The organism is Neobacillus niacini (assembly GCF_046591715.1).
Lineage (GTDB): Bacteria > Bacillota > Bacilli > Bacillales > Cytobacillaceae > Neobacillus > Neobacillus niacini_L.
In genome coordinates this window covers 1-20,310 of record NZ_JAWVNQ010000024.1, presented here as the reverse complement: position 1 = coordinate 20,310, position 20,310 = coordinate 1, and the positions used below count along the sequence as shown (strand labels likewise).

The 20,310-nt window shown below is 38.3% G+C and carries 23 protein-coding genes and 1 riboswitch; of the genes, 13 read left to right on the top strand and 10 right to left on the bottom strand.

Annotation, left to right across the window (positions count from 1 at the left end; translation table 11 throughout):
• Positions 1–2 precede the first annotated feature (2 nt).
• The 3 genes from menB to menC all read left to right on the top strand — a co-directional run bounded on the left by menB (position 3) and on the right by menC (position 3,522).
• A complete protein-coding gene (gene menB, locus SFC47_RS24885; protein WP_411257248.1) occupies positions 3–821 on the top strand; it encodes a 1,4-dihydroxy-2-naphthoyl-CoA synthase in 819 nt (272 codons plus the stop codon).
• 104 nt (positions 822–925) lie between these two features.
• Positions 926–2,389, top strand: coding sequence for an o-succinylbenzoate--CoA ligase (locus SFC47_RS24880; protein WP_411257247.1), 1,464 nt, complete (start codon positions 926–928; stop codon positions 2,387–2,389).
• A gap of 17 nt (positions 2,390–2,406) precedes the next feature.
• Positions 2,407–3,522 carry an o-succinylbenzoate synthase gene (gene menC, locus SFC47_RS24875; protein WP_411257246.1) on the top strand — a complete coding sequence of 372 codons (1,116 nt, stop codon included), beginning with the start codon at positions 2,407–2,409 and terminating at the stop codon, positions 3,520–3,522.
• Positions 3,523–3,553: 31 nt separating this feature from the next.
• On the opposite strand, the gene SFC47_RS24870 is transcribed toward menC, so the two are convergent.
• Positions 3,554–3,712, bottom strand: coding sequence for a DUF1540 domain-containing protein (locus SFC47_RS24870; RefSeq protein WP_411257245.1), 159 nt, complete (start codon positions 3,710–3,712; stop codon positions 3,554–3,556).
• A 92-nt stretch (positions 3,713–3,804) separates the two neighbouring features.
• Entirely contained in the window at positions 3,805–4,740 is a 936-nt protein-coding gene (locus SFC47_RS24865; RefSeq protein WP_411257244.1) for a metal ABC transporter solute-binding protein, Zn/Mn family, read from the bottom strand.
• A gap of 212 nt (positions 4,741–4,952) precedes the next feature.
• Between SFC47_RS24865 and SFC47_RS24860 the strand changes: the two genes are divergently transcribed.
• Positions 4,953–5,516 (top strand): beta-class carbonic anhydrase, encoded by a 564-nt coding sequence (locus SFC47_RS24860; RefSeq protein ID WP_411257243.1) that lies wholly within the window; start codon positions 4,953–4,955, stop codon positions 5,514–5,516.
• Here the strand turns inward: SFC47_RS24860 and yidD are convergent.
• Positions 5,513–5,740: a membrane protein insertion efficiency factor YidD gene (gene yidD, locus SFC47_RS24855; protein WP_411257242.1), complete on the bottom strand. Its 228-nt coding sequence runs from the start codon at positions 5,738–5,740 to the stop codon at positions 5,513–5,515. The two genes, SFC47_RS24860 and yidD, sit on opposite strands and share 4 nt — an antisense overlap.
• 143 nt (positions 5,741–5,883) lie before the next feature.
• Here yidD and SFC47_RS24850 point away from each other — a divergent pair, with 143 nt between their 5' ends.
• Positions 5,884–6,357, top strand: coding sequence for an S-ribosylhomocysteine lyase (locus SFC47_RS24850; RefSeq protein ID WP_411257241.1), 474 nt, complete (start codon positions 5,884–5,886; stop codon positions 6,355–6,357).
• Between the two features lie 40 nt (positions 6,358–6,397).
• Here the strand turns inward: SFC47_RS24850 and ytzI are convergent, their stop codons facing one another.
• The gene (gene ytzI, locus SFC47_RS24845) at positions 6,398–6,562 is read right to left on the bottom strand and encodes a YtzI protein (protein ID WP_411257240.1); all 165 of its coding nucleotides are present in this window, start codon (positions 6,560–6,562) and stop codon (positions 6,398–6,400) included.
• Positions 6,563–6,677: 115 nt separating this feature from the next.
• A complete protein-coding gene (locus SFC47_RS24840; RefSeq protein ID WP_179160128.1) occupies positions 6,678–6,935 on the bottom strand; it encodes a DUF6154 family protein in 258 nt (85 codons plus the stop codon).
• Positions 6,936–7,172: 237 nt separating this feature from the next.
• On the opposite strand from SFC47_RS24840, the gene SFC47_RS24835 reads away from it, so the two are divergent.
• Positions 7,173–7,490 (top strand): hydrolase, encoded by a 318-nt coding sequence (locus tag SFC47_RS24835; protein ID WP_411257239.1) that lies wholly within the window; start codon positions 7,173–7,175, stop codon positions 7,488–7,490.
• Between the two features lie 92 nt (positions 7,491–7,582).
• Entirely contained in the window at positions 7,583–8,059 is a 477-nt protein-coding gene (ytkD, locus tag SFC47_RS24830) for an RNA deprotection pyrophosphohydrolase (RefSeq protein WP_411257238.1), read from the top strand.
• A gap of 20 nt (positions 8,060–8,079) precedes the next feature.
• Here the strand turns inward: ytkD and SFC47_RS24825 are convergent, their stop codons facing one another.
• The 3 genes from SFC47_RS24825 to SFC47_RS24815 are packed head-to-tail and all read right to left on the bottom strand — an operon-like array spanning position 8,080 to position 10,688.
• Positions 8,080–8,829: an ABC transporter permease gene (locus tag SFC47_RS24825; protein ID WP_411257259.1), complete on the bottom strand. Its 750-nt coding sequence runs from the start codon at positions 8,827–8,829 to the stop codon at positions 8,080–8,082.
• A gap of 37 nt (positions 8,830–8,866) precedes the next feature.
• Entirely contained in the window at positions 8,867–9,643 is a 777-nt protein-coding gene (locus SFC47_RS24820) for an ABC transporter ATP-binding protein (RefSeq protein ID WP_411257237.1), read from the bottom strand.
• Between the two features lie 28 nt (positions 9,644–9,671).
• Entirely contained in the window at positions 9,672–10,688 is a 1,017-nt protein-coding gene (locus SFC47_RS24815; protein WP_411257236.1) for an ABC transporter substrate-binding protein, read from the bottom strand.
• Positions 10,689–10,819: 131 nt separating this feature from the next.
• On the opposite strand from SFC47_RS24815, the gene SFC47_RS24810 reads away from it, so the two are divergent.
• Positions 10,820–11,611 (top strand): alpha/beta hydrolase family protein, encoded by a 792-nt coding sequence (locus SFC47_RS24810; RefSeq protein ID WP_411257235.1) that lies wholly within the window; start codon positions 10,820–10,822, stop codon positions 11,609–11,611.
• Positions 11,612–11,650: 39 nt separating this feature from the next.
• Positions 11,651–11,893 (top strand): DUF2584 domain-containing protein, encoded by a 243-nt coding sequence (locus tag SFC47_RS24805; protein ID WP_411257234.1) that lies wholly within the window; start codon positions 11,651–11,653, stop codon positions 11,891–11,893.
• Between the two features lie 36 nt (positions 11,894–11,929).
• Here the strand turns inward: SFC47_RS24805 and pckA are convergent, their stop codons facing one another.
• Complete coding sequence (pckA, locus tag SFC47_RS24800; RefSeq protein WP_411257233.1) at positions 11,930–13,516, bottom strand: phosphoenolpyruvate carboxykinase (ATP); 1,587 nt, start codon at positions 13,514–13,516, stop codon at positions 11,930–11,932.
• A 220-nt stretch (positions 13,517–13,736) separates the two neighbouring features.
• Positions 13,737–13,877, top strand: a riboswitch (SAM riboswitch).
• 201 nt (positions 13,878–14,078) lie between these two features.
• Here pckA and metK point away from each other — a divergent pair.
• Entirely contained in the window at positions 14,079–15,278 is a 1,200-nt protein-coding gene (metK, locus tag SFC47_RS24795) for a methionine adenosyltransferase (protein WP_411257232.1), read from the top strand.
• Positions 15,279–15,477: 199 nt separating this feature from the next.
• Complete coding sequence (gene asnB, locus SFC47_RS24790) at positions 15,478–17,370, top strand: asparagine synthase (glutamine-hydrolyzing) (RefSeq protein WP_411257258.1); 1,893 nt, start codon at positions 15,478–15,480, stop codon at positions 17,368–17,370.
• Between the two features lie 346 nt (positions 17,371–17,716).
• Here the strand turns inward: asnB and SFC47_RS24785 are convergent, their stop codons facing one another.
• Positions 17,717–18,229 carry a gamma carbonic anhydrase gene (locus SFC47_RS24785; protein ID WP_411257231.1) on the bottom strand — a complete coding sequence of 171 codons (513 nt, stop codon included), beginning with the start codon at positions 18,227–18,229 and terminating at the stop codon, positions 17,717–17,719.
• 83 nt (positions 18,230–18,312) lie between these two features.
• Between SFC47_RS24785 and SFC47_RS24780 the strand changes: the two genes are divergently transcribed.
• Together SFC47_RS24780 and SFC47_RS24775 are read left to right on the top strand one after the other, a co-directional pair.
• Positions 18,313–19,116, top strand: a complete 804-nt coding sequence (locus SFC47_RS24780) for an alpha/beta hydrolase (RefSeq protein WP_411257230.1) — start codon at positions 18,313–18,315, stop codon at positions 19,114–19,116.
• Positions 19,117–19,153: 37 nt separating this feature from the next.
• Positions 19,154–20,212: a tetraprenyl-beta-curcumene synthase family protein gene (locus tag SFC47_RS24775; protein ID WP_411257229.1), complete on the top strand. Its 1,059-nt coding sequence runs from the start codon at positions 19,154–19,156 to the stop codon at positions 20,210–20,212.
• Positions 20,213–20,310: the final 98 nt, after the last annotated feature.

The window sequence follows — 20,310 nt, the reverse complement described above, 5'->3', positions numbered from 1 at the left end:
TTTTGACAGTAGAATGGGTTGCAGGACGTAAATATGAAGAAATTCTCTATGAAACATATAACGGAATCGCTAAGATTACCATTAATCGCCCACATGTACATAATGCATTTACACCTAGAACCGTTATGGAGTTAATTGATGCGTTTGCCTATGCTCGTGATGATTCCAGCGTAGGAGTAATCGTATTAACAGGAGCTGGAGACAAGGCATTTTGTTCGGGTGGAGACCAAAAAGTTCGCGGACATGGCGGCTATGTTGGCGAAGATCAAATTCCACGTTTAAATGTTTTAGACTTACAGCGCTTGATTCGTGTTATTCCAAAACCTGTTATTGCGATGGTAAAGGGTTATGCGATTGGCGGCGGACACGTTTTACACATTGTTTGTGACTTAACCATTGCAGCCGACAATGCTGTTTTTGGACAAACTGGTCCGAATGTAGGAAGTTTTGATGCTGGTTATGGTTCTGGTTATCTTGCAAGGATTGTCGGCCATAAAAAAGCTCGCGAAATTTGGTACCTGTGCCGTCAGTACAATGCACAAGAGGCACTTGATATGGGCTTAGTAAATACAGTTGTACCACTTGAAAGAGTAGAAGAGGAGACCATTCAGTGGTGTAATGAAATTCTTGAGAAAAGCCCAACTGCCCTTCGTTTCTTGAAGGCAGCAATGAATGCAGATACGGACGGATTAGCAGGACTTCAGCAATTTGCTGGTGATGCAACTCTGCTATACTACACAACTGAAGAAGCCAAAGAAGGCCGTGACGCATTTAAAGAAAAGCGTAAACCAGACTTTGGCCAATTCCCGCGCTTCCCTTGATTAAAAAATGATTGAACGCAGCTTGATGGTTTCCATCAGGCTGTTTTTATATCAAAAATCGAAGCGCCTTACCGGAGTCTAGACAGAATAAGAAGGTGAAAAAAATGAATTACGAAACCTTGCCTAACTTTTTGAAAAATCGGGCGTTCCTTACACCGGATCGTGCTGCTGTTTTTTTTAACAATAGAACCGTAACATTTAAGGAATTATATGAGAGCTCCTATCAAATGGCTGGCAGGCTGCAAGCTTTAGGATTGAAAAAGGATCAATATATAGGTGTTTTGCTTAAAAATCACCTTGATACCGTTGTAATTTTATTTGCACTTCAGCTATTAGGGAACAAGACTGTTATATTAAATAATCGCTTAACCACCAAAGAATTAGTCTGGCAGTTAAATGACTCCAAGGCAGCATATTTAATTCTCGAAAATGAATTTCATGGACTAAAGCAAGAAATAGAAATATCTGTAATGACAAAGGATGAATTATATACCGTAAGTCCAATTGAGCCCGAAATACAGAATGAAATTAATTTAGGAGATATCAGTACCATCATGTATACATCAGGTACAACTGGAAATCCAAAAGGTGTCATTCAATCATACGGAAACCATTGGTGGAGCGCTGTCGGATCAGCATTGAATTTAGGATACACAGAAACCGACCGCTGGCTTTGCAGTGTTCCACTTTTTCATATAAGCGGTTTTTCTATTTTAATGAAAAGTGTTATCTATGGAATGCCAGTCATTCTGCATGAATCCTTTGATGCAAACAAAGTAATTGAGGATATAAAATCAGAACGTGTCACGATTATGTCAGTGGTAGGAACTATGCTGTTTAGGATGGTTGAAACGCTTAAAGATGAACGGCTGCCAAATCATTTCCGCTGTGCGCTTTTAGGAGGAGGTCCTGCACCTTTACCGCTGTTAGAGGCGTGTAAGTCAAAAGATATTCCGGTATTTCAATCCTATGGAATGACTGAGACAGCCTCACAGTTCGTCACACTATCACCTGAGTACAGCATCACAAGACTAGGTTCAGCAGGTAAACCATTATTTCCTTCACAGCTTAAAGTTATTTTGGAGGATGGCAGTATCGCAAAGCCAAAACAAGCGGGTGAAATAATGGTTAAAGGCCCTAATGTGACAATGGGCTATTTATACCGTCCAGATGTATTAAAGGAAAAATTTAAGGAAGGCTGGTTTCAGACAGGCGATATTGGCTATTTAGATGAAGAGGGATTTTTATATGTGCTAGATAGACGCTCTGACCTCATTATCTCTGGTGGTGAGAACATATATCCTGCAGAAATTGAATCCGTCCTATTGTCCCATCCTGAGGTAGCAGATGCTGGAGTCACTGGCTTCAAGGATGAAATATGGGGGCAGGTTCCGGCAGCATTTATTGTCAGAAAACAAGGGGCTGAGGTTACGGAGGATGAACTCAGACAATTGTGTTTAGAAAACTTAGCCAAATATAAGGTGCCAAAAACGTTTCATTTTACCGACAAACTTCCGAGGAACGCTGCTAAAAAGCTGATGCGCAGGAAACTGTGTGAATTGGTTTAGGAGGGCAGGAATAGTAAATGGACATTGCACAGATTAAACTTAGCGTTGTCAGTATGCCTTTGAAGTCACCTTTTTACACACACTTAGGAACCGTTACAGAACGTGAAGGGATAATCGTAGAGGTAATCGATTCTGATGGGATTTCAGGCTATGGGGAAGGTGTGGCCTTTTCAACCCCATGGTATACCGAAGAAACGGTTAAAACGAGTTTACATATTTTAAGTGATATTTTAATTCCTTTGCTCAAGAATAACCCTATAGGTCATCCTAAAGACGCAGCCATATTGTTTAGGTCAATTAGGAGGAACAATATGGCTAAGGCTGGGTTAGAAATGGCTATTTGGGATTTGCATGCAAAGAGGAATTCCGAATCCCTTTCTGCCAATATTGGCGGTACCAGGAAAAAGGTTGCTGCTGGTGTGGTAGTTGCAGCTAACTCCCTTAGCAGCTCTATTAAACAAATCGAAAAACACCTCGAAGCAGGATACCAGCGGATAAAGGTTAAAATTAATCCGCAAATGGATTACTCCTTTCTAGCAGGAATACGGCGGCATTATCCTGCACTTCCGATAATGGCTGATGCTAATTCAGCTTATACCTTGAAAGACATGGAGAAGTTAAAAGCACTTGATGACTTTAATCTCATGATGATTGAACAGCCGCTGGCAAGCGATGATATTATTCAGCATTCATTGCTGCAGAGAGAGTTAAAGACACCAGTTTGTTTAGATGAAAGTATTGTCAGCTTTGAAGATGCGAAAAATGCGATTGACCTGGGCAGCTGTAAGATCATAAATATAAAAGCGGGAAGAGTCGGCGGTCTTTACGAAGCAAAAAGAATACATGACTTGTGCCTACTAAAGGGAATAGAAGTATGGTGCGGGGGAATGATCGAATTTGGAGTATCACGTGCCCATAATATTGCACTCGCTTCACTCCCAGGCTTCACAATACCAGGTGATATCTCTGCCTCCAATCGATTTTGGGAAGAAGATATCATAACACCAGAAGTAAAAGTAGAAAATGGCTACGTCGACGTACCAGATACCTTTGGGATCGGATTCGGTATAAATGAAAAAAGATTGAAAGAAACGACACTAATCGAAAAGGTATTTATCTTCGATAAAAAATAAACCAGACAAGAAAATGTCTGGTTTATTGTATCTATATATCCGAAGGTTCAAATGTCTTACAATCAGTTTCATGACTGTTATCAGCCGTTTTCCCTTTATGACTGACAACATAAATACTATCAGCACTGCATTTATTTCCTTTTGCCCAATAAGAGCAGTTGTTCACTTCACATAATACGTCTTGTGCCATTTTGTATCACTCCTTAGCTTGATTGGTAATACATAAATAGCTTTTGATTTTTCCCTGTTCCTCATCCCTGTCAGTAATAGGAACGAATGGAACTAATCATTTAAGGCCTTTTTTAGTGACTCTAAGTTCTGCTCCATTAATGAGAAATAAGTTTCGTTATTCTTAATATTTTCTTTTGTTAAAATCCCTAAATTATGGACAGGCAATGCCCTTGCTCCTATTTCCTCTTGAACAATCTCCCCTAATTTTGATTGGACGTTTTGTTCAAAAAGGATATAATGCAGGCCTTGTTTATCTGCCAGGGTAATAATTTCTTCTAGTTCTCGCTGTGATGGTTCATTGGTTGTGGTTAGACCAGAAATACTGATTTCTTCGATTCCGTATCTTTGCTCCCAATAACTAAATGCAGCATGAGTAACTAAGATATTTCTATGTTTTGCAGCTTGGATGGTACTTTCAAATTTGGAATGTAATTGATCCAATTCATTTGCAAGCTGCTGATAATTTTTTTCAAAAACTTCTTTATTTTGAGGCATTTTTTCAACTAAAGAATCTTTTATGATCGCTGCCATTTCTTTCGAATAGATGGGATCGAGCCAGACATGGGGATTAAAATCCCCATGGCCATCATCCTCATGGACTTCGTGCTCTTCATGTTCTTCAACAGGTTCTAATTGTAAATCTTCAGCTGTTGGTATCATCAAGACATTTTCATTTTTTAATGATTCCTTTGCTTTTTCTACAAAGCCTTCTAGACCTAAACCTATGTAGAAAAATAAGTCTGAATCAGCTAATTTAATCATATCCTTTTGGGATGGTTCAAAGGTATGTTCATCTGCTCCTGGAGGATAGATTGTTTGAATACTAACGAAATCTCCGCCAATGCGCTCCGTAAAATATTGAAGCGGGAAAACAGTAGTATAAATAGTGATTTGGTCTTTTTTCTTTTCTGTAACGTCCTGTTCAGCACTGCAGGCGGTTAGTAACAGTAATGAGATAAGTAATGGTAAAAAGATGGATTTTTTCATATTTGCTCCTTTTAGATAGAATAAACCGGAGTTATTACGATTTATGGTTGAAAATTTTTTTGGGATTCTAATGATTATAAAAGTATAATACGGAACGATTCCGATTTCCTTATGTATCTTACAAAAAAAATACTATAATTGCAAGCATAAAGTTGATACAGCATTTAGTTTTTATGTATCCTTATAGTAACCAAAAAAAAGGTGGGATAATTATGTCATTATTAAATGAAATACTTGATTTTAATCAAAAATTTGTTGAAAGTCGTGAATATGAGAAATATGAAACAACAAAATTTCCGAATAAGAAAACCGTTATTCTTACTTGTATGGATACAAGATTATTGGAATTATTGCCTAAGGCTTTGAACTTAAATAATGGGGATGTAAAGACTATTAAAAATGCTGGGGCACTGGTATCCCATCCATTCGGAAGTATTATGAGAAGTATTCTTATTGCTGTATATCAGCTTCAAGCAGAAGAAGTCCTCGTTATTGCTCACCACGATTGTGGGATGAGTGGATTAAAAGCTGAACCAGTCATAGATAGTATGTTAAGCCGAGGAGTAAAAGAGGAAACCATGGATACTCTTACCTATTCAGGTATCAACATAAAAAAATGGCTTCATGGTTTTGATAATGTCACAGAAAGCGTGGAGCACAGTGTAGAGGTAATAAGAAACCATCCATTAATGCCAGAAGGTGTTCCAGTCCATGGACTAGTTATTGATCCTAAGACAGGAAAACTTGATCTTGTAGTTGATGGATATCAAAATTAGACTTTCTTTTTTTCTGGAACTGGATCCACTCCTCCAGGATGAAAGGGATGACATTTTAAAATCCTTTTTAGTGTAAGCCAGCCGCCCTGTAGTGCACCAAACCGTTGCACTGCTTCTAACCCATAATGGGAACATGTAGGGTAAAAACGGCAGCTTGGCGGTTTAATGGGGGATATCACAACTTGGTAGAATCGTATAATGGAAATAAAAACTTTTTTCAACATAGGGACACTCCCTTTTTTAATTTACTAAAAGATATCATATAAAAGATAAAACGTCTAAATAGTTTATATTTGATAATATTGATGAAAAAACTCGGAATTTATAGTATGATTTTATTTAGACATATAGTAAGGAGTGGGGAAAAATGCCTTCAGTAGAAAGCTTTGATTTAGATCATAATGCTGTAAAAGCACCATACGTTAGACATTGCGGCGTCCATAAGGTTGGAAGTGACGGTGTTGTTAATAAATATGATATTCGTTTCTGCCAGCCAAATAAACAAGCAATGAAGCCTGATGTCATTCATACATTAGAACATCTTCTGGCTTTTAATCTTCGTGCACATGTTGAAAAGTATAATCACTTTGATATTATCGATATTTCTCCAATGGGCTGTCAAACAGGTTATTATTTGGTTGTCAGTGGTGAGCCGACAGTTGATGAAATCATTGACCTTCTAGAAGATACCATGAAGACTGCAGTTGAAATTACGGAGATTCCTGCCGCAAACGAAAGACAATGCGGACAAGCGAAGCTTCATGACCTAGAGGGTGCAAAACGGTTAATGCGTTTTTGGCTGGAGCAAAGTAAAGAAGAGTTAAAACAAGTATTTGCATAGATAAAAAAGAAATTCCTATTCGTGTTGAATAGGAATTTTTTTAGTGCTTTTTGTCTTCTTCATTATCATTAGTGTTATTTAAATATGGATTATCATCGAGCGGATCTACTGTATGTTTAAATGAATAGGCTTTCGATGTTGTAATAACGGCTAGTAATAGCACTACGATAATTATCACAATGCTTACCACAAATATCGTATACATTTTTCTCCCCCCTTGTATTCTTATATTCTAGCATGGTTTTACACTTTTTTAACCAAAAAAAGAAACTGCCTAAGGCAGTTCCTTTTTGCTAATGGCAGTATGTAAGTATCAGTAATTAGTGGATATTCCTTGGATAATAAGTATGGGTACGCTGTTGTCCGTATTCTTCTTGCGCAAATTTCCCTTTTAAGCTTTCAATTAGATAAAGCCCCATTAAATCATATAATTCTTGTTTATCCATCTCTTTAATTAAATGGAGAAGATCCTCATGTGACATTTCTTCTAAGAAGGCGAATGCTAACATATCAATATCTTCTTCATCACCTGTCAGCTTGTCGCGATACATTTGAAATAATTCATCGACTAACCTCATCTCGTTCACCTCCAAAGAATTTTGAAAAATTTTTTCCTTACTTATTCAATTCCCTTAATGATGAAAAATATCCTCTTTCTTAGAAGCAAAAAAATAGTTAAAATGCCGGAGTTCGTTTTCCTAATATTATGACAATTATACAATATTCAGCTCTAAAAAAAGCGTCGAAATATGAAAAAGAATAAATTTTATTTGATTGTGGGAAATTCTTAATAATATTAATAAGGGGATGACATAATGGATGAGCAAAAAAAGACCTATTATATAGATGTTGGGCATGGACAAATATCACAAAGTTCAACAGCTTCAACATGGAGCTTTAAAATTCAAGCCAACGATGAGGAAATCACGCAATTAAGAGAAATATTTGATCAAAACTATTCTACAGAATGGCAAAACTTTTTCAGAGCCCATGTTCCATATGTTCAATATCATCATGACAGGGAAAATGACAACTATGACAATACCATAGAGCAAGTATATGGGATGATTTATAAACTTGGTGATGAGGAAGCGAAACGACATATTGAGTCGATGAATATTTTGCCCGGGTAAAAGTTGACAAAGCGGAAAATCCTTTTAATAGGGATATTCCGCTTTTTTCGATTATAATTAGTGCAAAAAGGGAACCCAAGGGGAGAGACAAGATGAATGAGTTTTATGACAAATTAGGGAATTTGGTTGAGCTTTCTTTTTCTGTTAACGCATTCGATGAGACCGCCAAGCATGTGCTTGTCATTTGCCAGTACCAGGGTAATTGGTATCTAACCAATCATAAGGTCCGCGGCCTCGAATTTCCTGGCGGTAAGGTGGAGGATGGGGAGTCGCTTGAAGAAGCAGCCCGCCGAGAGGTTCATGAAGAAACAGGTGCAACTTTAGGCGAACTTTCACAGATAGCAGAATATAAAGTAAAGGATGGAAAAAATTCATTTGTGAAGGCCGTTTTTTGGGGAAAAATAAAAACGATCTGCCTGACAAATAATTATTACGAAACAAATGGACCTGTTATGGTGGAAGGAGATATCTTACAATTACGGTTTGGAAAAGAGTACAGTTTTATTATGAAGGATGAAGTAATTCCAGCGTGTATAAACTATATTAAACATCAAATCGAAAAAGAATAGCGACAAATTTAAATAAGCCGCTATTCCTTGATAAGTTTTTTCTCTAACAGCTCAACCAGCTGATACATAATCGTGGCTACGACGGCAATCACCAGCAGTGATAAAAAGACGAGTGTGAAATTAAATACTTGGAAGCCATAAATAATCAAGTAACCAAGTCCCCTTGAGGAGACAAGGTATTCACCGACGATAACACCGACCCATGATAATCCTACATTAACCTTTAAAGTAGAGATAATCGTCGGGAAACTTGCCGGCAGAATGGCTTCTTTAAAGCATTGCAAACGTGTCGCCCCAAATGTTTGCAGCACTTTTAAATAGTTAGGGTCAACTTCTTTAAAAGAAGTATAGACGACCAGCGTGGTAATAATGACCGATATAATGGCACCCATCGCAATAATTGAAGGATACCCAGGGCCTAAAGCAACAATTAGTATGGGTCCTAAAGCTACTTTTGGCATAGCATTTAAAATTACCAGATATGGATCAATAATCTTAGAAAACATTGGTGACCACCATAGTAAAGCAGCAAGTAAGGTTCCAAGAAGTGTACCCAGGATAAAACCAAAAATGGTTTCGGTTAAGGTTACACCTAAATTTGAGAGCAATGATCCATCCTGAAATTTTTCTAAAAATAAATTCCAAATCTTAGATGGGGAACTGAATAAAAGGGGGTCAATCCAACGCTTTTGACTGGTGATTTCCCACCCTGCAAAAAAGACAATAAATATAACCAACTGGTAAAATCGAACCCATCTTTTTTCAATCATTAATGAGTGTAAATAATCTTTATGGAGGAGGTTCACCTTATTCTTCCTTTGACTCAAGTGACTCCAGCTCCTTCCATATGGTTTGAAAAATAGTAGAAAAGGTCTCGTGATTCCTTGCATTAAATGGAGACAAACGACGCAGGTCCTCTGGGATTTCAAATACCTTATGAACCCTGCCCGGGCTTGGTGAAAAGAGGACAACCCGATCACTCATGGCAATGGCCTCACCGATATCATGGGTGACCAGAATGGCTGTTTTTCCAAAGGCATCCAGTGTCTTCGATACTAGGTCTTCGAGCTTTAACTTGGTCTGATAATCTAATGCTGAAAAGGGTTCATCCAGCATGAGCAGTTTTGGTTCTGTTGCCAGCGTCCTTACAAGAGCAGCACGCTGCCTCATACCTCCAGAAAGCTGTTTCGGCAGCTGTTTTTCAATGCCGCTTAAACCCATTTGCTTTAACAGGTCTAATGCCGCTGACTTGGTTTTATCATTTAATTTCTCTGATAGCTTTAATCCAAGGAGAATATTTTCCTCAATCGTTTTCCATGGGAAAAGGTAATCCTGTTGAAGCATATAGCCGATTTGGTTCTTTATTCCTGATAGCGGTTTGTTCTCAAGCAATATAGTCCCTTCGACAGGCTTAATCAGCCCGGCAATGATGGACAATAATGTCGTCTTGCCACAGCCGCTGGGGCCGAGGAAGGAAACAAATTCTCCTTCCTCAACTTGCAGGGTAATCTCAGAGAGTGCCGTAGTTGCAGAGGCTTTAGTGAAATAAGTGTGATGAACATTCTTAATGGTTAAAAAACTCATATGGACGGCCTCCCATTTTTAAATTAGTTTAGTCTTCTTTTACCTTTTTAGCGATCTCAGTGTTAACTAGTGTTTTGTGATCGATGACTTCTGGAAGTTCACCAGCTTCGTCCATGATATCCTGAAGATTGTTCCATTCATCTTCATCAAGGATAGGATCAACAGCAAAGGAGCCCTGCTCTTTATAGCGGTCAATTACTGTGGAGATAAGTTCAAGGGCTGTATCTGGGAAATAGGATTGAATAGCCTCAGCAATTTCATCAGAGCTATGTGTTTCAACCCATTGCTGTGCTTTGTAAATGGCTCTAGTAAATTTTTCTACAATATCTTGGTTTTCTTTCATGTAGCTGTCTTTTGTCATGAAGGTTGTATAAGGTACATGCCCTGATTCAGTACCAAAGGAAGCAATGATATGACCTTTTCCTTCCTGTTCGAAGATGCTTGCCTGCGGCTCAAATAATTGAACAAAATCGCCTGTTCCTGAAGCAAAAGCACTTGGGATGTTAGCGAAATCTATATTTTGAATGAGATTTAAATCCTGATGAGGATCAATTCCGTGTTTCTTTAGAACAAATTCACCAACCATCTGCGGCATACCGCCAGTACGCTGACCTAGGAATGTTGAGCCTTTTAATAGATCCCAAGAGAAATTATCAATTTTTTCCCTTGAAACAAGGAAAGTACCGTCTGTTTGTGTTAATTGAGCAAAGTTTATGACTGGATCATTTGAATCTTGGGCGTACACATAAATAGATGTCTCAGAGCCTACTAGGGCAATATCGGCACCGCCTGATAACAATGCAGTCATGGTCTTGTCACCGCCGAAGGCTGTTGAAAGTTCAACATCTAAACCTTCTTCTTCAAAAAATCCTTTTGCGATCGCTACGTATTCAGGTGCATAGAAGATGGAACGGGTAACCTCCACTAATCGGACCTTTTCCATTTTCTCTGTGTCTGTTTTATCGGTTCCGTTACAAGCTGCAATGGAAAACATAAGAATGAAAATTAGAAGTGATGAAAAACCGAATTTAAACCACTTTTTCACACTAAAACCCCCTTTAAGTAAGGCAAAATCTGGGCTGTTGGCCTACCATATCGTATGATAGAGTGAAAAATGTGTGAATGCCTAGTTACATAAAATTTTTTGATGACCAAATAGGAAGGGTGAAATCTAAGGTGAACAAACAAAATGAAAAAATCATCGAGGCAAATCGTTTCCCTTCACCCAATCCTCGTGTGGAATTGTGGGAAATAACCTATCTTTCTAATGGATTGAGAGTAAAAGGGATGCTTGCACAACCAAAATTAAAAGGAAGCTATGACGGATTTTTATACTTGCGGGGAGGCATTAAAAATGTAGGAAAAGTACGACCTGCAAGAATTGCACAGTTTGCTGCAGAGGGTTTCATCGTGTTTGCTCCCTACTATCGAGGCAATCAAGGAGGAGAGGGAAATGAAGATTTTGCAGGCGAGGACAGAGAAGATGCTTTTTCTGCCTTTCTCCTTTTAAAATCATTTCCCGGTGTTCGGTATATCCATATATTTGGATTTTCCCGGGGAGGTGTAATGGCGTTACTGACAGGAATTGAATTTCCTGAAGCAGCGTCCATTGTGACTTGGGGTGGAGTAAGTGACATGTTTTTAACATACGAAGAAAGAAAAGACTTGCGGAAGATGCTAAAAAGGGTCATTGGCGGTACTCCAGGGAAATATCCAGAAAGATATGAGGAACGAACCCCTCTTTATGAGCTTGAGAGAATTGAGGCTCCGGTTCTTATCATCCATGGTGCAAATGATCATAATGTATCTGTGGAGCATGCCTACAGACTTGAACGGAGACTTAAAGGACTTAACAAAAAGGTGGAATGCTGGTATTTTAATGAATTTACTCACTACTTTCCTCCAGTGGTCAATAGAAAAATCGTAAAGGATTTATCTCAGTGGATGAAAAATCAAATCAAAAGATGATAAAATAAAAGTAAGTCCAATACAGAGGAGCGTGTACATATGGGTATGCCCTTTGAGTTAAACACGATGATTGTAACAAAAGGGAGAGAAAAGAGGGTTGAGGAAAATCTTTTCCAATTAGAAAAAGAAGGATATAGGCTATATCCAATTGAGATTCCCATTGATGTCAGAAAGACAATTGAAAGCGACACAAGTGGAACAGCGGTGATTAAAAAGGTAGAATGGCAGGACAGCAAGACAACGTTAACCTATCAATTAATATCACTAAATTCTACAAATTAAAAAATGCCCTTATCGCAATGATAAGGGCATTACTTTTTAGGCAATTGGACCGCCATTTTCTACAATTTCGATGTCAACATTTGTAAACTTTTTGAAGTTTTCATGGAATTTATTTGCTAATTCTTTTGCTTTCGCTTCATATGCCGCTCGATCTGCCCACGTTTTGCTTGGCTGCAGGACTTCATCAGGAACACCTGCGATGTGAAGCGGAATGTTTAGACCAAATATGTCGTCTTTAACTGTTTCCACATTATTTAGTTCCCCTTCAAGTGCTGCTTGAACCATTGCTCTAGTATAGGCAAGTTTCATACGGCTGCCAACTCCGTATTCCCCGCCAGTCCAGCCAGTATTCACAAGAAAGACATTCGCATTGTGCTCAAGAATCTTTTCACCTAGCATTTCGGCATAACGGGTAGCCGGCAAAGGAAGAAATGGTGCACCAAAACATGTTGAAAAGGTTGCTTCAGGTGAGGTAACTCCGCGCTCTGTTCCCGCTAATTTTGATGTGTAACCACTTAAGAAATGATACATGGCTTGCTCTTTTGATAACTTTGAGATTGGAGGCAGTACACCAAATGCGTCTGCCGTTAAAAAGATAATCGTATTCGGGTGGCCAGCAATGCTTGGCTTCACAATATTATCAATTGCTTCTATCGGATAGGCAGCTCGTGTATTTTCTGTTAGAGAAGAATCATCATAATCAGGGATTCTAGATTCAGGATTAAGTACTACGTTTTCAAGTACAGTACCAAAGCGAATGGCATCAAAAATTTGAGGTTCCTTTTCTCTAGACAGGTTAATGGTTTTTGCATAGCAGCCGCCTTCAATATTAAAGACACCAGTTGATGACCAGCCATGTTCATCGTCACCAATTAAGCGGCGTTTAGGATCTGCTGATAGCGTGGTCTTACCTGTTCCTGAAAGACCAAAGAATAGAGCAACATCACCTTCAACACCGACATTAGAAGAACAATGCATGGAGAAAATATTATTCTCAGGTAATAGGTAGTTCATAATGGAAAAAATAGATTTTTTCATTTCACCTGCATACTCTGTTCCGCCAATTAAAATGGTTCGTTTTTCAAATGAGATAATAATAAAGGTTTCAGACTTTGTACCATCCACGACAGGATCTGCTTTGAAATTCGGAGCAGAAATCACACTGAACCCGGCTTTATGTGTTAGTAATTCTTCATCATTTGGGCGAATAAACAATTGATGCGCAAATAAATTATGCCATGCGTATTCATTAACAATTTGAATCGGCAATTGCGTCTTTTTATCCGCTCCTGCAAAACCTTTAAACACAAATATTTCATCTTTTTCTTTTAAGTAATCTAGGACTTTATTGTAAAGGTTGTTAAAAACATTTTCCGAAATGGGCTGGTTTAAAGAACCCCAATCGATTTTATCTTTAATTGAATCTTCCATTACAATAAATTTATCTTGTGGGGATCTTCCAGTATATTTACCTGTAGATACACTAATAGCACCAGTTGAAGTTAATTTTCCTTCGTTCCTTGATAGGATTTTTTCCACCAATTGTGGTACTGATAATTGAATGTGCACATTATTTTCTTCTAACAATTGACTTAGTTCATTTGGGACATGTACGGAATTCATCAGAGAAAACCCTTCCTTTTTTTGTTTTTTAATATTCAATATATTTTACAAATAGTATAACACATTTAATTTAATAGTCTATACTATTTAATGAAATTAGGTTGTATTATTAACTATAATCTAGAAAAAGGAAAAATTCATATATTTGCCCTTAATTTGCTAAAAATTTTATTGACAATGTTCGACATGTTCAAGTATGATTTTACTTTGAACGGATACTCTCTTATCCTGAGCTGGTGGAGGGACAGGCCCTATGAAACCCAGCAACCTGCTTTATGAGAAGACCATGCTATTATAATGGCCATATCTCAAGTGCGAAGGTGCTAATCTGACGCAAGGCTTTGACCTTGAACGATAAGAGTGAAAGGCCCGGAACAACCTTTCCTCATGTGGTAAGGTTTTTTGTTTTGTATAAGACCTTTTATTAAAGTGTTGCTAATAAAAATCCTTTGTTTATTTCATACTAAGGGAATGAGTACCGTATCAATGTCAGTGGTTCAAGAAGTATTCCTGTAACCTTCATTTGAACCTTGATTTATCTCATAATATAGGAGGAATTCAGATGTCAACAAAACGTCGTTTGTTCACTTCTGAATCAGTAACGGAAGGTCATCCAGATAAAATCTGTGACCAAATTTCTGATTCGATTTTAGATGCAATTTTAGCAAAGGATGCAAATGCCCGGGTTGCAGCTGAAACATCAGTTACAACAGGGTTAGTATTAGTTGCAGGGGAAATTACTACATCTACTTACGTTGATATTCCAAAAATCGTTCGTGAAACCATTAAGGGTATTGGTTACAATCGTGCTAAATATGGTTTTGACTCTGAGACTTGTGCTGTTTTAACTTCGATTGACGAACAATCACCAGATATTGCAATGGGTGTTGACCAAGCACTTGAAGCTCGTGAAGGACAAATGACTGATGAACAAATTGAGGCAATTGGAGCAGGAGACCAAGGTTTAATGTTTGGTTTTGCATGTAATGAAACACCTGAACTTATGCCGCTTCCTATTTCATTAGCTCACAAACTAGCACGCCGTCTAACAGAGGTTCGTAAAGAAGATATCCTTCCTTACCTCAGACCTGATGGAAAGACACAAGTAACTGTTGAATATGATGAAAATGACAAACCAGTCCGCATTGACACAATTGTTATTTCAACTCAGCATCACCCAGAAATTACATTAGAGCAAATTCAACGTAATGTTAAAGAATATGTTATTAATCCAGTAGTTCCAAAAGAGCTAATTGATGAAAATACAAAATATTTCATTAACCCAACAGGACGTTTTGTAATTGGCGGACCTCAAGGGGATGCCGGCTTAACAGGACGTAAGATTATTGTAGATACTTATGGTGGTTATGCTCGTCATGGCGGCGGCGCATTTTCTGGTAAAGATCCAACAAAAGTTGACCGTTCAGCAGCATATGCTGCACGTTATGTTGCGAAGAATATTGTTGCAGCAGGTCTTGCTGAAAAGGTTGAGGTTCAGCTTGCCTATGCAATTGGAGTTGCAAAGCCTGTTTCAATTTCAGTAGATACGTTCGGAACTGGAAGCGTGAGTGAAGATATACTAGTTGACCTTGTTAGTGCGAACTTTGATCTTCGCCCAGCTGGAATCATTAATATGTTAAATTTACGTCGCCCAATTTACAAACAAACAGCTGCATATGGTCATTTTGGCCGTACTGATGTTGATCTTCCTTGGGAACGTACAGACAAAGCAGATGCTTTGCGCCAGCAAGCAAATATTTAAGAGGAAAAACGGGAGTTACATTTTAATGTAACTCTCTTTTTGATTATTTCGTCTAAGTTTAGTGCAATGTGTTTAGGTTAAAACTGTTTGTACCTGAATTTTCCTACCATTCACACTGACATTTTTGTATGAATAGTGGTAGGATAAGAGAGTATGTTTTTTAGTTAGCTTATTTAGATTGGAGTAGGTGACGTACATAATGTGTGGTTTTATTGGTTGTGTACACGACAAGGAACAAAACTTTCGTGATGAACAAAAACAACAATTTAAAAATATGAACGATATTATTACCCATCGCGGGCCAGATGATGAGGGCTTTTTCTATGATGATCATATTCAATTCGGTTTTCGCCGCTTAAGTATTATTGATATCGAATGCGGACATCAGCCATTAACGTATGAAAATGAGCGGTATTGGATCATTTTTAACGGTGAGGTTTATAACTACGTAGAACTTCGTGAAGAGCTGCTCAAAGAGGGCTTAGAATTTGCTACAAATTCAGATACAGAAGTCATTATTGCCCTATACAGCCATTTGAAGGAAAAAGCTGTAGAGAAATTGCGTGGTATGTTTGCCTTTACTATTTGGGACAAACAAGAACAAACAATTTTTGGTGCTAGGGACCCATTCGGGATTAAACCATATTTTTATTTTGTCGATGGCGAGAGAACACTCTTTGCCTCTGAGAAAAAGAGTATCCTATTAGCTCTGGAAAATGATGTCCTAGATTATGACTCACTGCAGCACTATTTGACTTATCAGTTTGTTCCTGAGCCAAATACGATGTCTAGAGGTATTTATAAGTTAGAGCCAGGACATTACTTTACGAAGAAGATTGGCTCACCTATGGAAATCAAAAGGTATTGGAAGGCACATTTTAATCCAATACAAAAATCTGAGTCAGATTTTATTAAAGAAATACAAGAAGTGTTAATTGATTCAGTTAAAATGCATATGAGAAGTGATGTTCCGGTTGGTTCTTTCCTTTCAGGCGGAATCGATTCTTCCATTATTGCATCTATTGCAAAGCAATTTCACCCAGCTATTAAGACGTTTTCTGTTGGTTTCGAACAAAATGGCTTTAGTGAAATCGATGTAGCAAAAGAAACAGCTGATAAACTTGGGGTAGAAAATATCAGTTATGTGATTTCACCGCAGGAATACATGAATGAACTGCCGAAAATCCTTTGGCACATGGATGATCCACTTGCAGACCCTGCCGCAATTCCGTTGTACTTTGTGGCACGTGAAGCCAGAAAGCATGTTACGGTTGTTCTATCCGGTGAAGGCGCCGATGAATTGTTTGGCGGCTACAATATTTACAGGGAACCACAGGACTTAGAAGTGTTTAATAAAATCCCGAGAGCAGGAAAAGTTTTGTTAAGAGGGATTGCAAACATGATGCCTGAAGGAATGAAGGGTAAAAGCTTTATTGAACGTGGTGTAACACCTATGGAAGAACGGTACATTGGAAATGCGAAAATGTTCACTGAGCCGGAGAAAAAAGAATTGCTTTCTGTATATCGTGAAGGGTTACATTACACCGATATCACAAAGCCGCTTTATACGGAATCAAAAGGGTATGATCCTGTTGACCGTATGCAGTTCATTGATATTCATACATGGATGCGCGGGGACATTCTTTTAAAAGCCGATAAAATGACAATGGCGCATTCATTAGAGCTTCGTGTTCCATTCTTAGATAAAGTGGTATTTGAAGCAGCATCCAAAATTCCGACAAGCTTGAAAACGGCTAATGGTACAACCAAGTATATCTTGCGTAAAGCTGCAGAAGGCATTGTTCCTGAGCATGTACTAAACCGGAAAAAACTTGGCTTCCCAGTGCCAATTCGCCACTGGCTAAAGAATGAAATGAATGAGTGGGCAAGAACTATTATTCGTGAAAGCAGCACAGATCATTTAATCAATAAATCTTATGTGTTAAACCTTCTTGAAGAACACTGCCAAGGAAAAGCAGATAACAGCCGGAAGATTTGGACGGTTCTTATCTTTATGATTTGGCATCAAGTATATGTAGAAGGAAAATATTCTTTTTCAGGACAAAAAGAACTGCAGACAATGAAACATTAAGTTAAGACGTAAGAAGCACCCATATTAATCTATGGGTGCTTTGTTGTTACAAGAACCAATCAGGTCATAAGTTCAGGGGCGGCGGATGCATCCGATCTGAAAAATAGACGGAGAGATTCCACTTATTTTGTAAAAGGCATCGAAATTAGCAAAAATAGACGGAGAGATTCCGCCTATTGCCAAAAAAAACGTGTAAAAGATAAAGTTTTCTTTGAATAAACGGAAAATCTCCCCTTATTACACCGGAAAATAGCCCCATTCTTCATTTAAGCGGAAAATCTCCATTTATCTTACTTAATACTGATAGAGGCCGAGACATCATAGAGTTTCTTAAATCATTCGTTTCTTATTTTTGCAATGACTTATAATACTGGGCCTTTTCGGCATATTCTGTATAAATTCTGTTCATTTCACTAATGTCATGTTCATTCAATTCCCTAATAACTTTTGCGGGTCTGCCAAATGCTAATGTATTAGGAGGGATTTTTTTACCCTGCGGCACAAGACTGCCTGCACCTATAAACGCTCCCTCACCAATTTCTGCCTGATCTAAAATAATTGAACCCATCCCAATTAAAGCCTTTTTACGAATAATGCAGCTATGTAAGATAACCATGTGTCCAACCGTAACGTCATCCTCTAAAATCAATGGATTATTGGGACTTTGATGCAGGACACAGTTGTCTTGAATATTAACCTTTTTACCAATAACAGTAGGTGCGACATCTCCGCGAATGACGGAGTTAAACCAAACGCTCGATTTCTCACCAATTTCAACATCACCTGTAATCGTGGTAAAATCTGCAATAAATGCAGAATCTGCAATTTTAGGGTCCTTACCTTTGTAGGGATAAATCATTTAAGTCGTCGCTCCTTTTTGACTGGAATACGTATTCAATTTAATATAATACTAAATAGAATATTTTTCTAGGGGGAAAAACTATGTGGAAGTGGGAAGCAGAAGGGGAAGCGAAGGCTGTGATCGTGATGGTTCATGGTGCAATGGAACATCATCGCCGTTACGGCTGGCTCATTGAAATGTGGCGAAGGTCCGGATTTCATGTTATCATGGGCGATCTTCCTGGGCAGGGTATGACAACAAGATCCTTTAGGGGCCATATAGATTCTTTTGAAGAGTATCTAAGTGAAGTGAAAGACTGGATTAAAGCTGCCTATCGTTATGAACTGCCTGTTTTTTTATTAGGGCATAGTATGGGGGGCTTAATAGCGATTCGTCTATTACAGGAAGAAAACTTAAACCTTGCAGGAGTGATTCTCTCGTCACCGTGCTTGGGCTTAACACATATGCCGCCCAAAATTTTAGATTTGCTTTCATATGGAATCAATGTAATTTTCCCATCATTTCGAATGAATTCAGGTATAACAGTGGAAATGGCAACCAAAAATCAAGATGTGATTGAAGCAGATGCAGGTGATACGCTATATATCACAAAAGTCTCGGTCAGGTGGTACCGTGAATTAATAGGGGCTGTGAAAGAGGCATTTCTATCAATTGAAGGTACTAGGGATGTACCGATGCTGGTTATGCAGGCCGGCGATGATAAAATTGTTAATAAAGTTCCTGTTAAGGAGTGGTTTAACCATGCACCTTTATCAGAGAAGAGATATAAAGAATGGCCAAAGCTTTATCATGAAATTTTTAATGAGCCGGAACGGGAAGATATATTTGAATACGCCAAGGATTTTGCCATTAGTCAATTAAAAGCAATCGGTTATATTGTTTAAGAAAGGGAAGATATTCTCCATGATGCCTATCAGACTCATGTCAAAAGTATATCGTCAAATTATACCAGCAGTTCATCAAGAACTAGGATATTGGAGGTCCCGAGCAGAAAGTATTCCTAACGAGGAGCTGAGAACGCAGGCTCTGGCTAGTATTGAACATAAAACCTTTCATTGTGAAGGCGGAGGGATTCTTGCTCTATCCGCGAATGATAAGTATAAAAAAGCAATAAAGTTTATCGTCGCTTATCAGACAATTAGTGATTACTTAGATAATCTTTGTGACAGGAGTACTTCTCTCGATCCTAAGGATTTTGCCGCCCTCCATGAATCGATGCAGGATTCTCTTACATTAGAAAGCGAGCCAAAGAATTATTACCGATTCCGAAAGGATCAGAACGATGGCGGCTATTTAAATGATTTAGCGGCAACCTGCAGATCCGTATTAAAGGAAGTGAAACATCTTCCTTTCATTCAAGAGTATCTTTTGGAGCTTTGCGAATATTACTGTGACTTGCAGATTCACAAACATGTAATTCATGAGGAACGTGTACCACGGCTGGAGAAATGGTTTAGGGACCACCAAGGTAAGCTGCCGGAAATGGAATGGTATGAGTTTTCCGCTTGCTCTGGTTCTACTTTAGGTATATTCTGTCTCATTTCCTATGCAATGAGAGATGATTTTCGTGCGCAGGATGCAGAAAATATTCGGAAGGGATATTTTCCATACATACAAGGACTCCATATCTTATTGGATTATTTTATAGACCAAGAAGAAGATCGAGCAGGCGGAGATTTGAATTTTTGTTTTTATTACGAAAGTCCAGAAACCCTTTTTAAGCGGTTAAAACACTTTGTCAAAGAAGCTGACCGGCATACAGAATTTCTGCCTCATAAAAGATTCCACCAGCTGATCAACCGAGGGTTATTAGGGATATATTTATCGGACGGAAAGGTTCGCAAACAGAAGAATATCCGGAAATTAGCTAGAGGAATCATAAAGACTGGCGGTGTCATCAGCTATTTCTTTTATATCAATGGACTAGCCTATCGTTCCTTCCAGAAATGGATTCCATCACTATTTACAAGACTTTCTTGAAAATAAAACTGAATGTTGATTTCGATGTGTTGGTAAATAAGAGTCAAGTCCTTGATTTTGTGTAAATTTGCTAATCAATGTTTCCAACCGAATTTTGT

Bases quoted from the DNA above. Each gene is read 5' to 3' on its own strand.
- SFC47_RS24880 (WP_411257247.1), top strand. From the start codon at position 926: ATGAATTACGAAACCTTGCCTAACTTTTTGAAAAATCGGGCGTTCCTT.
- menC (WP_411257246.1), top strand. From the start codon at position 2,407: ATGGACATTGCACAGATTAAACTTAGCGTTGTCAGTATGCCTTTGAAG.
- SFC47_RS24870 (WP_411257245.1), bottom strand. From the start codon at position 3,712: ATGGCACAAGACGTATTATGTGAAGTGAACAACTGCTCTTATTGGGCA.
- SFC47_RS24865 (WP_411257244.1), bottom strand. From the start codon at position 4,740: ATGAAAAAATCCATCTTTTTACCATTACTTATCTCATTACTGTTACTA.
- SFC47_RS24860 (WP_411257243.1), top strand. From the start codon at position 4,953: ATGTCATTATTAAATGAAATACTTGATTTTAATCAAAAATTTGTTGAA.
- yidD (WP_411257242.1), bottom strand. From the start codon at position 5,740: ATGTTGAAAAAAGTTTTTATTTCCATTATACGATTCTACCAAGTTGTG.
- SFC47_RS24850 (WP_411257241.1), top strand. From the start codon at position 5,884: ATGCCTTCAGTAGAAAGCTTTGATTTAGATCATAATGCTGTAAAAGCA.
- ytzI (WP_411257240.1), bottom strand. From the start codon at position 6,562: ATGTATACGATATTTGTGGTAAGCATTGTGATAATTATCGTAGTGCTA.
- SFC47_RS24840 (WP_179160128.1), bottom strand. From the start codon at position 6,935: ATGAGGTTAGTCGATGAATTATTTCAAATGTATCGCGACAAGCTGACA.
- SFC47_RS24835 (WP_411257239.1), top strand. From the start codon at position 7,173: ATGGATGAGCAAAAAAAGACCTATTATATAGATGTTGGGCATGGACAA.
- ytkD (WP_411257238.1), top strand. From the start codon at position 7,583: ATGAATGAGTTTTATGACAAATTAGGGAATTTGGTTGAGCTTTCTTTT.
- SFC47_RS24825 (WP_411257259.1), bottom strand. From the start codon at position 8,829: ATGATTGAAAAAAGATGGGTTCGATTTTACCAGTTGGTTATATTTATT.
- SFC47_RS24820 (WP_411257237.1), bottom strand. From the start codon at position 9,643: ATGAGTTTTTTAACCATTAAGAATGTTCATCACACTTATTTCACTAAA.
- SFC47_RS24805 (WP_411257234.1), top strand. From the start codon at position 11,651: ATGGGTATGCCCTTTGAGTTAAACACGATGATTGTAACAAAAGGGAGA.
- pckA (WP_411257233.1), bottom strand. From the start codon at position 13,516: ATGAATTCCGTACATGTCCCAAATGAACTAAGTCAATTGTTAGAAGAA.
- metK (WP_411257232.1), top strand. From the start codon at position 14,079: ATGTCAACAAAACGTCGTTTGTTCACTTCTGAATCAGTAACGGAAGGT.
- asnB (WP_411257258.1), top strand. From the start codon at position 15,478: ATGTGTGGTTTTATTGGTTGTGTACACGACAAGGAACAAAACTTTCGT.
- SFC47_RS24785 (WP_411257231.1), bottom strand. From the start codon at position 18,229: ATGATTTATCCCTACAAAGGTAAGGACCCTAAAATTGCAGATTCTGCA.
- SFC47_RS24780 (WP_411257230.1), top strand. From the start codon at position 18,313: ATGTGGAAGTGGGAAGCAGAAGGGGAAGCGAAGGCTGTGATCGTGATG.
- SFC47_RS24775 (WP_411257229.1), top strand. From the start codon at position 19,154: ATGTCAAAAGTATATCGTCAAATTATACCAGCAGTTCATCAAGAACTA.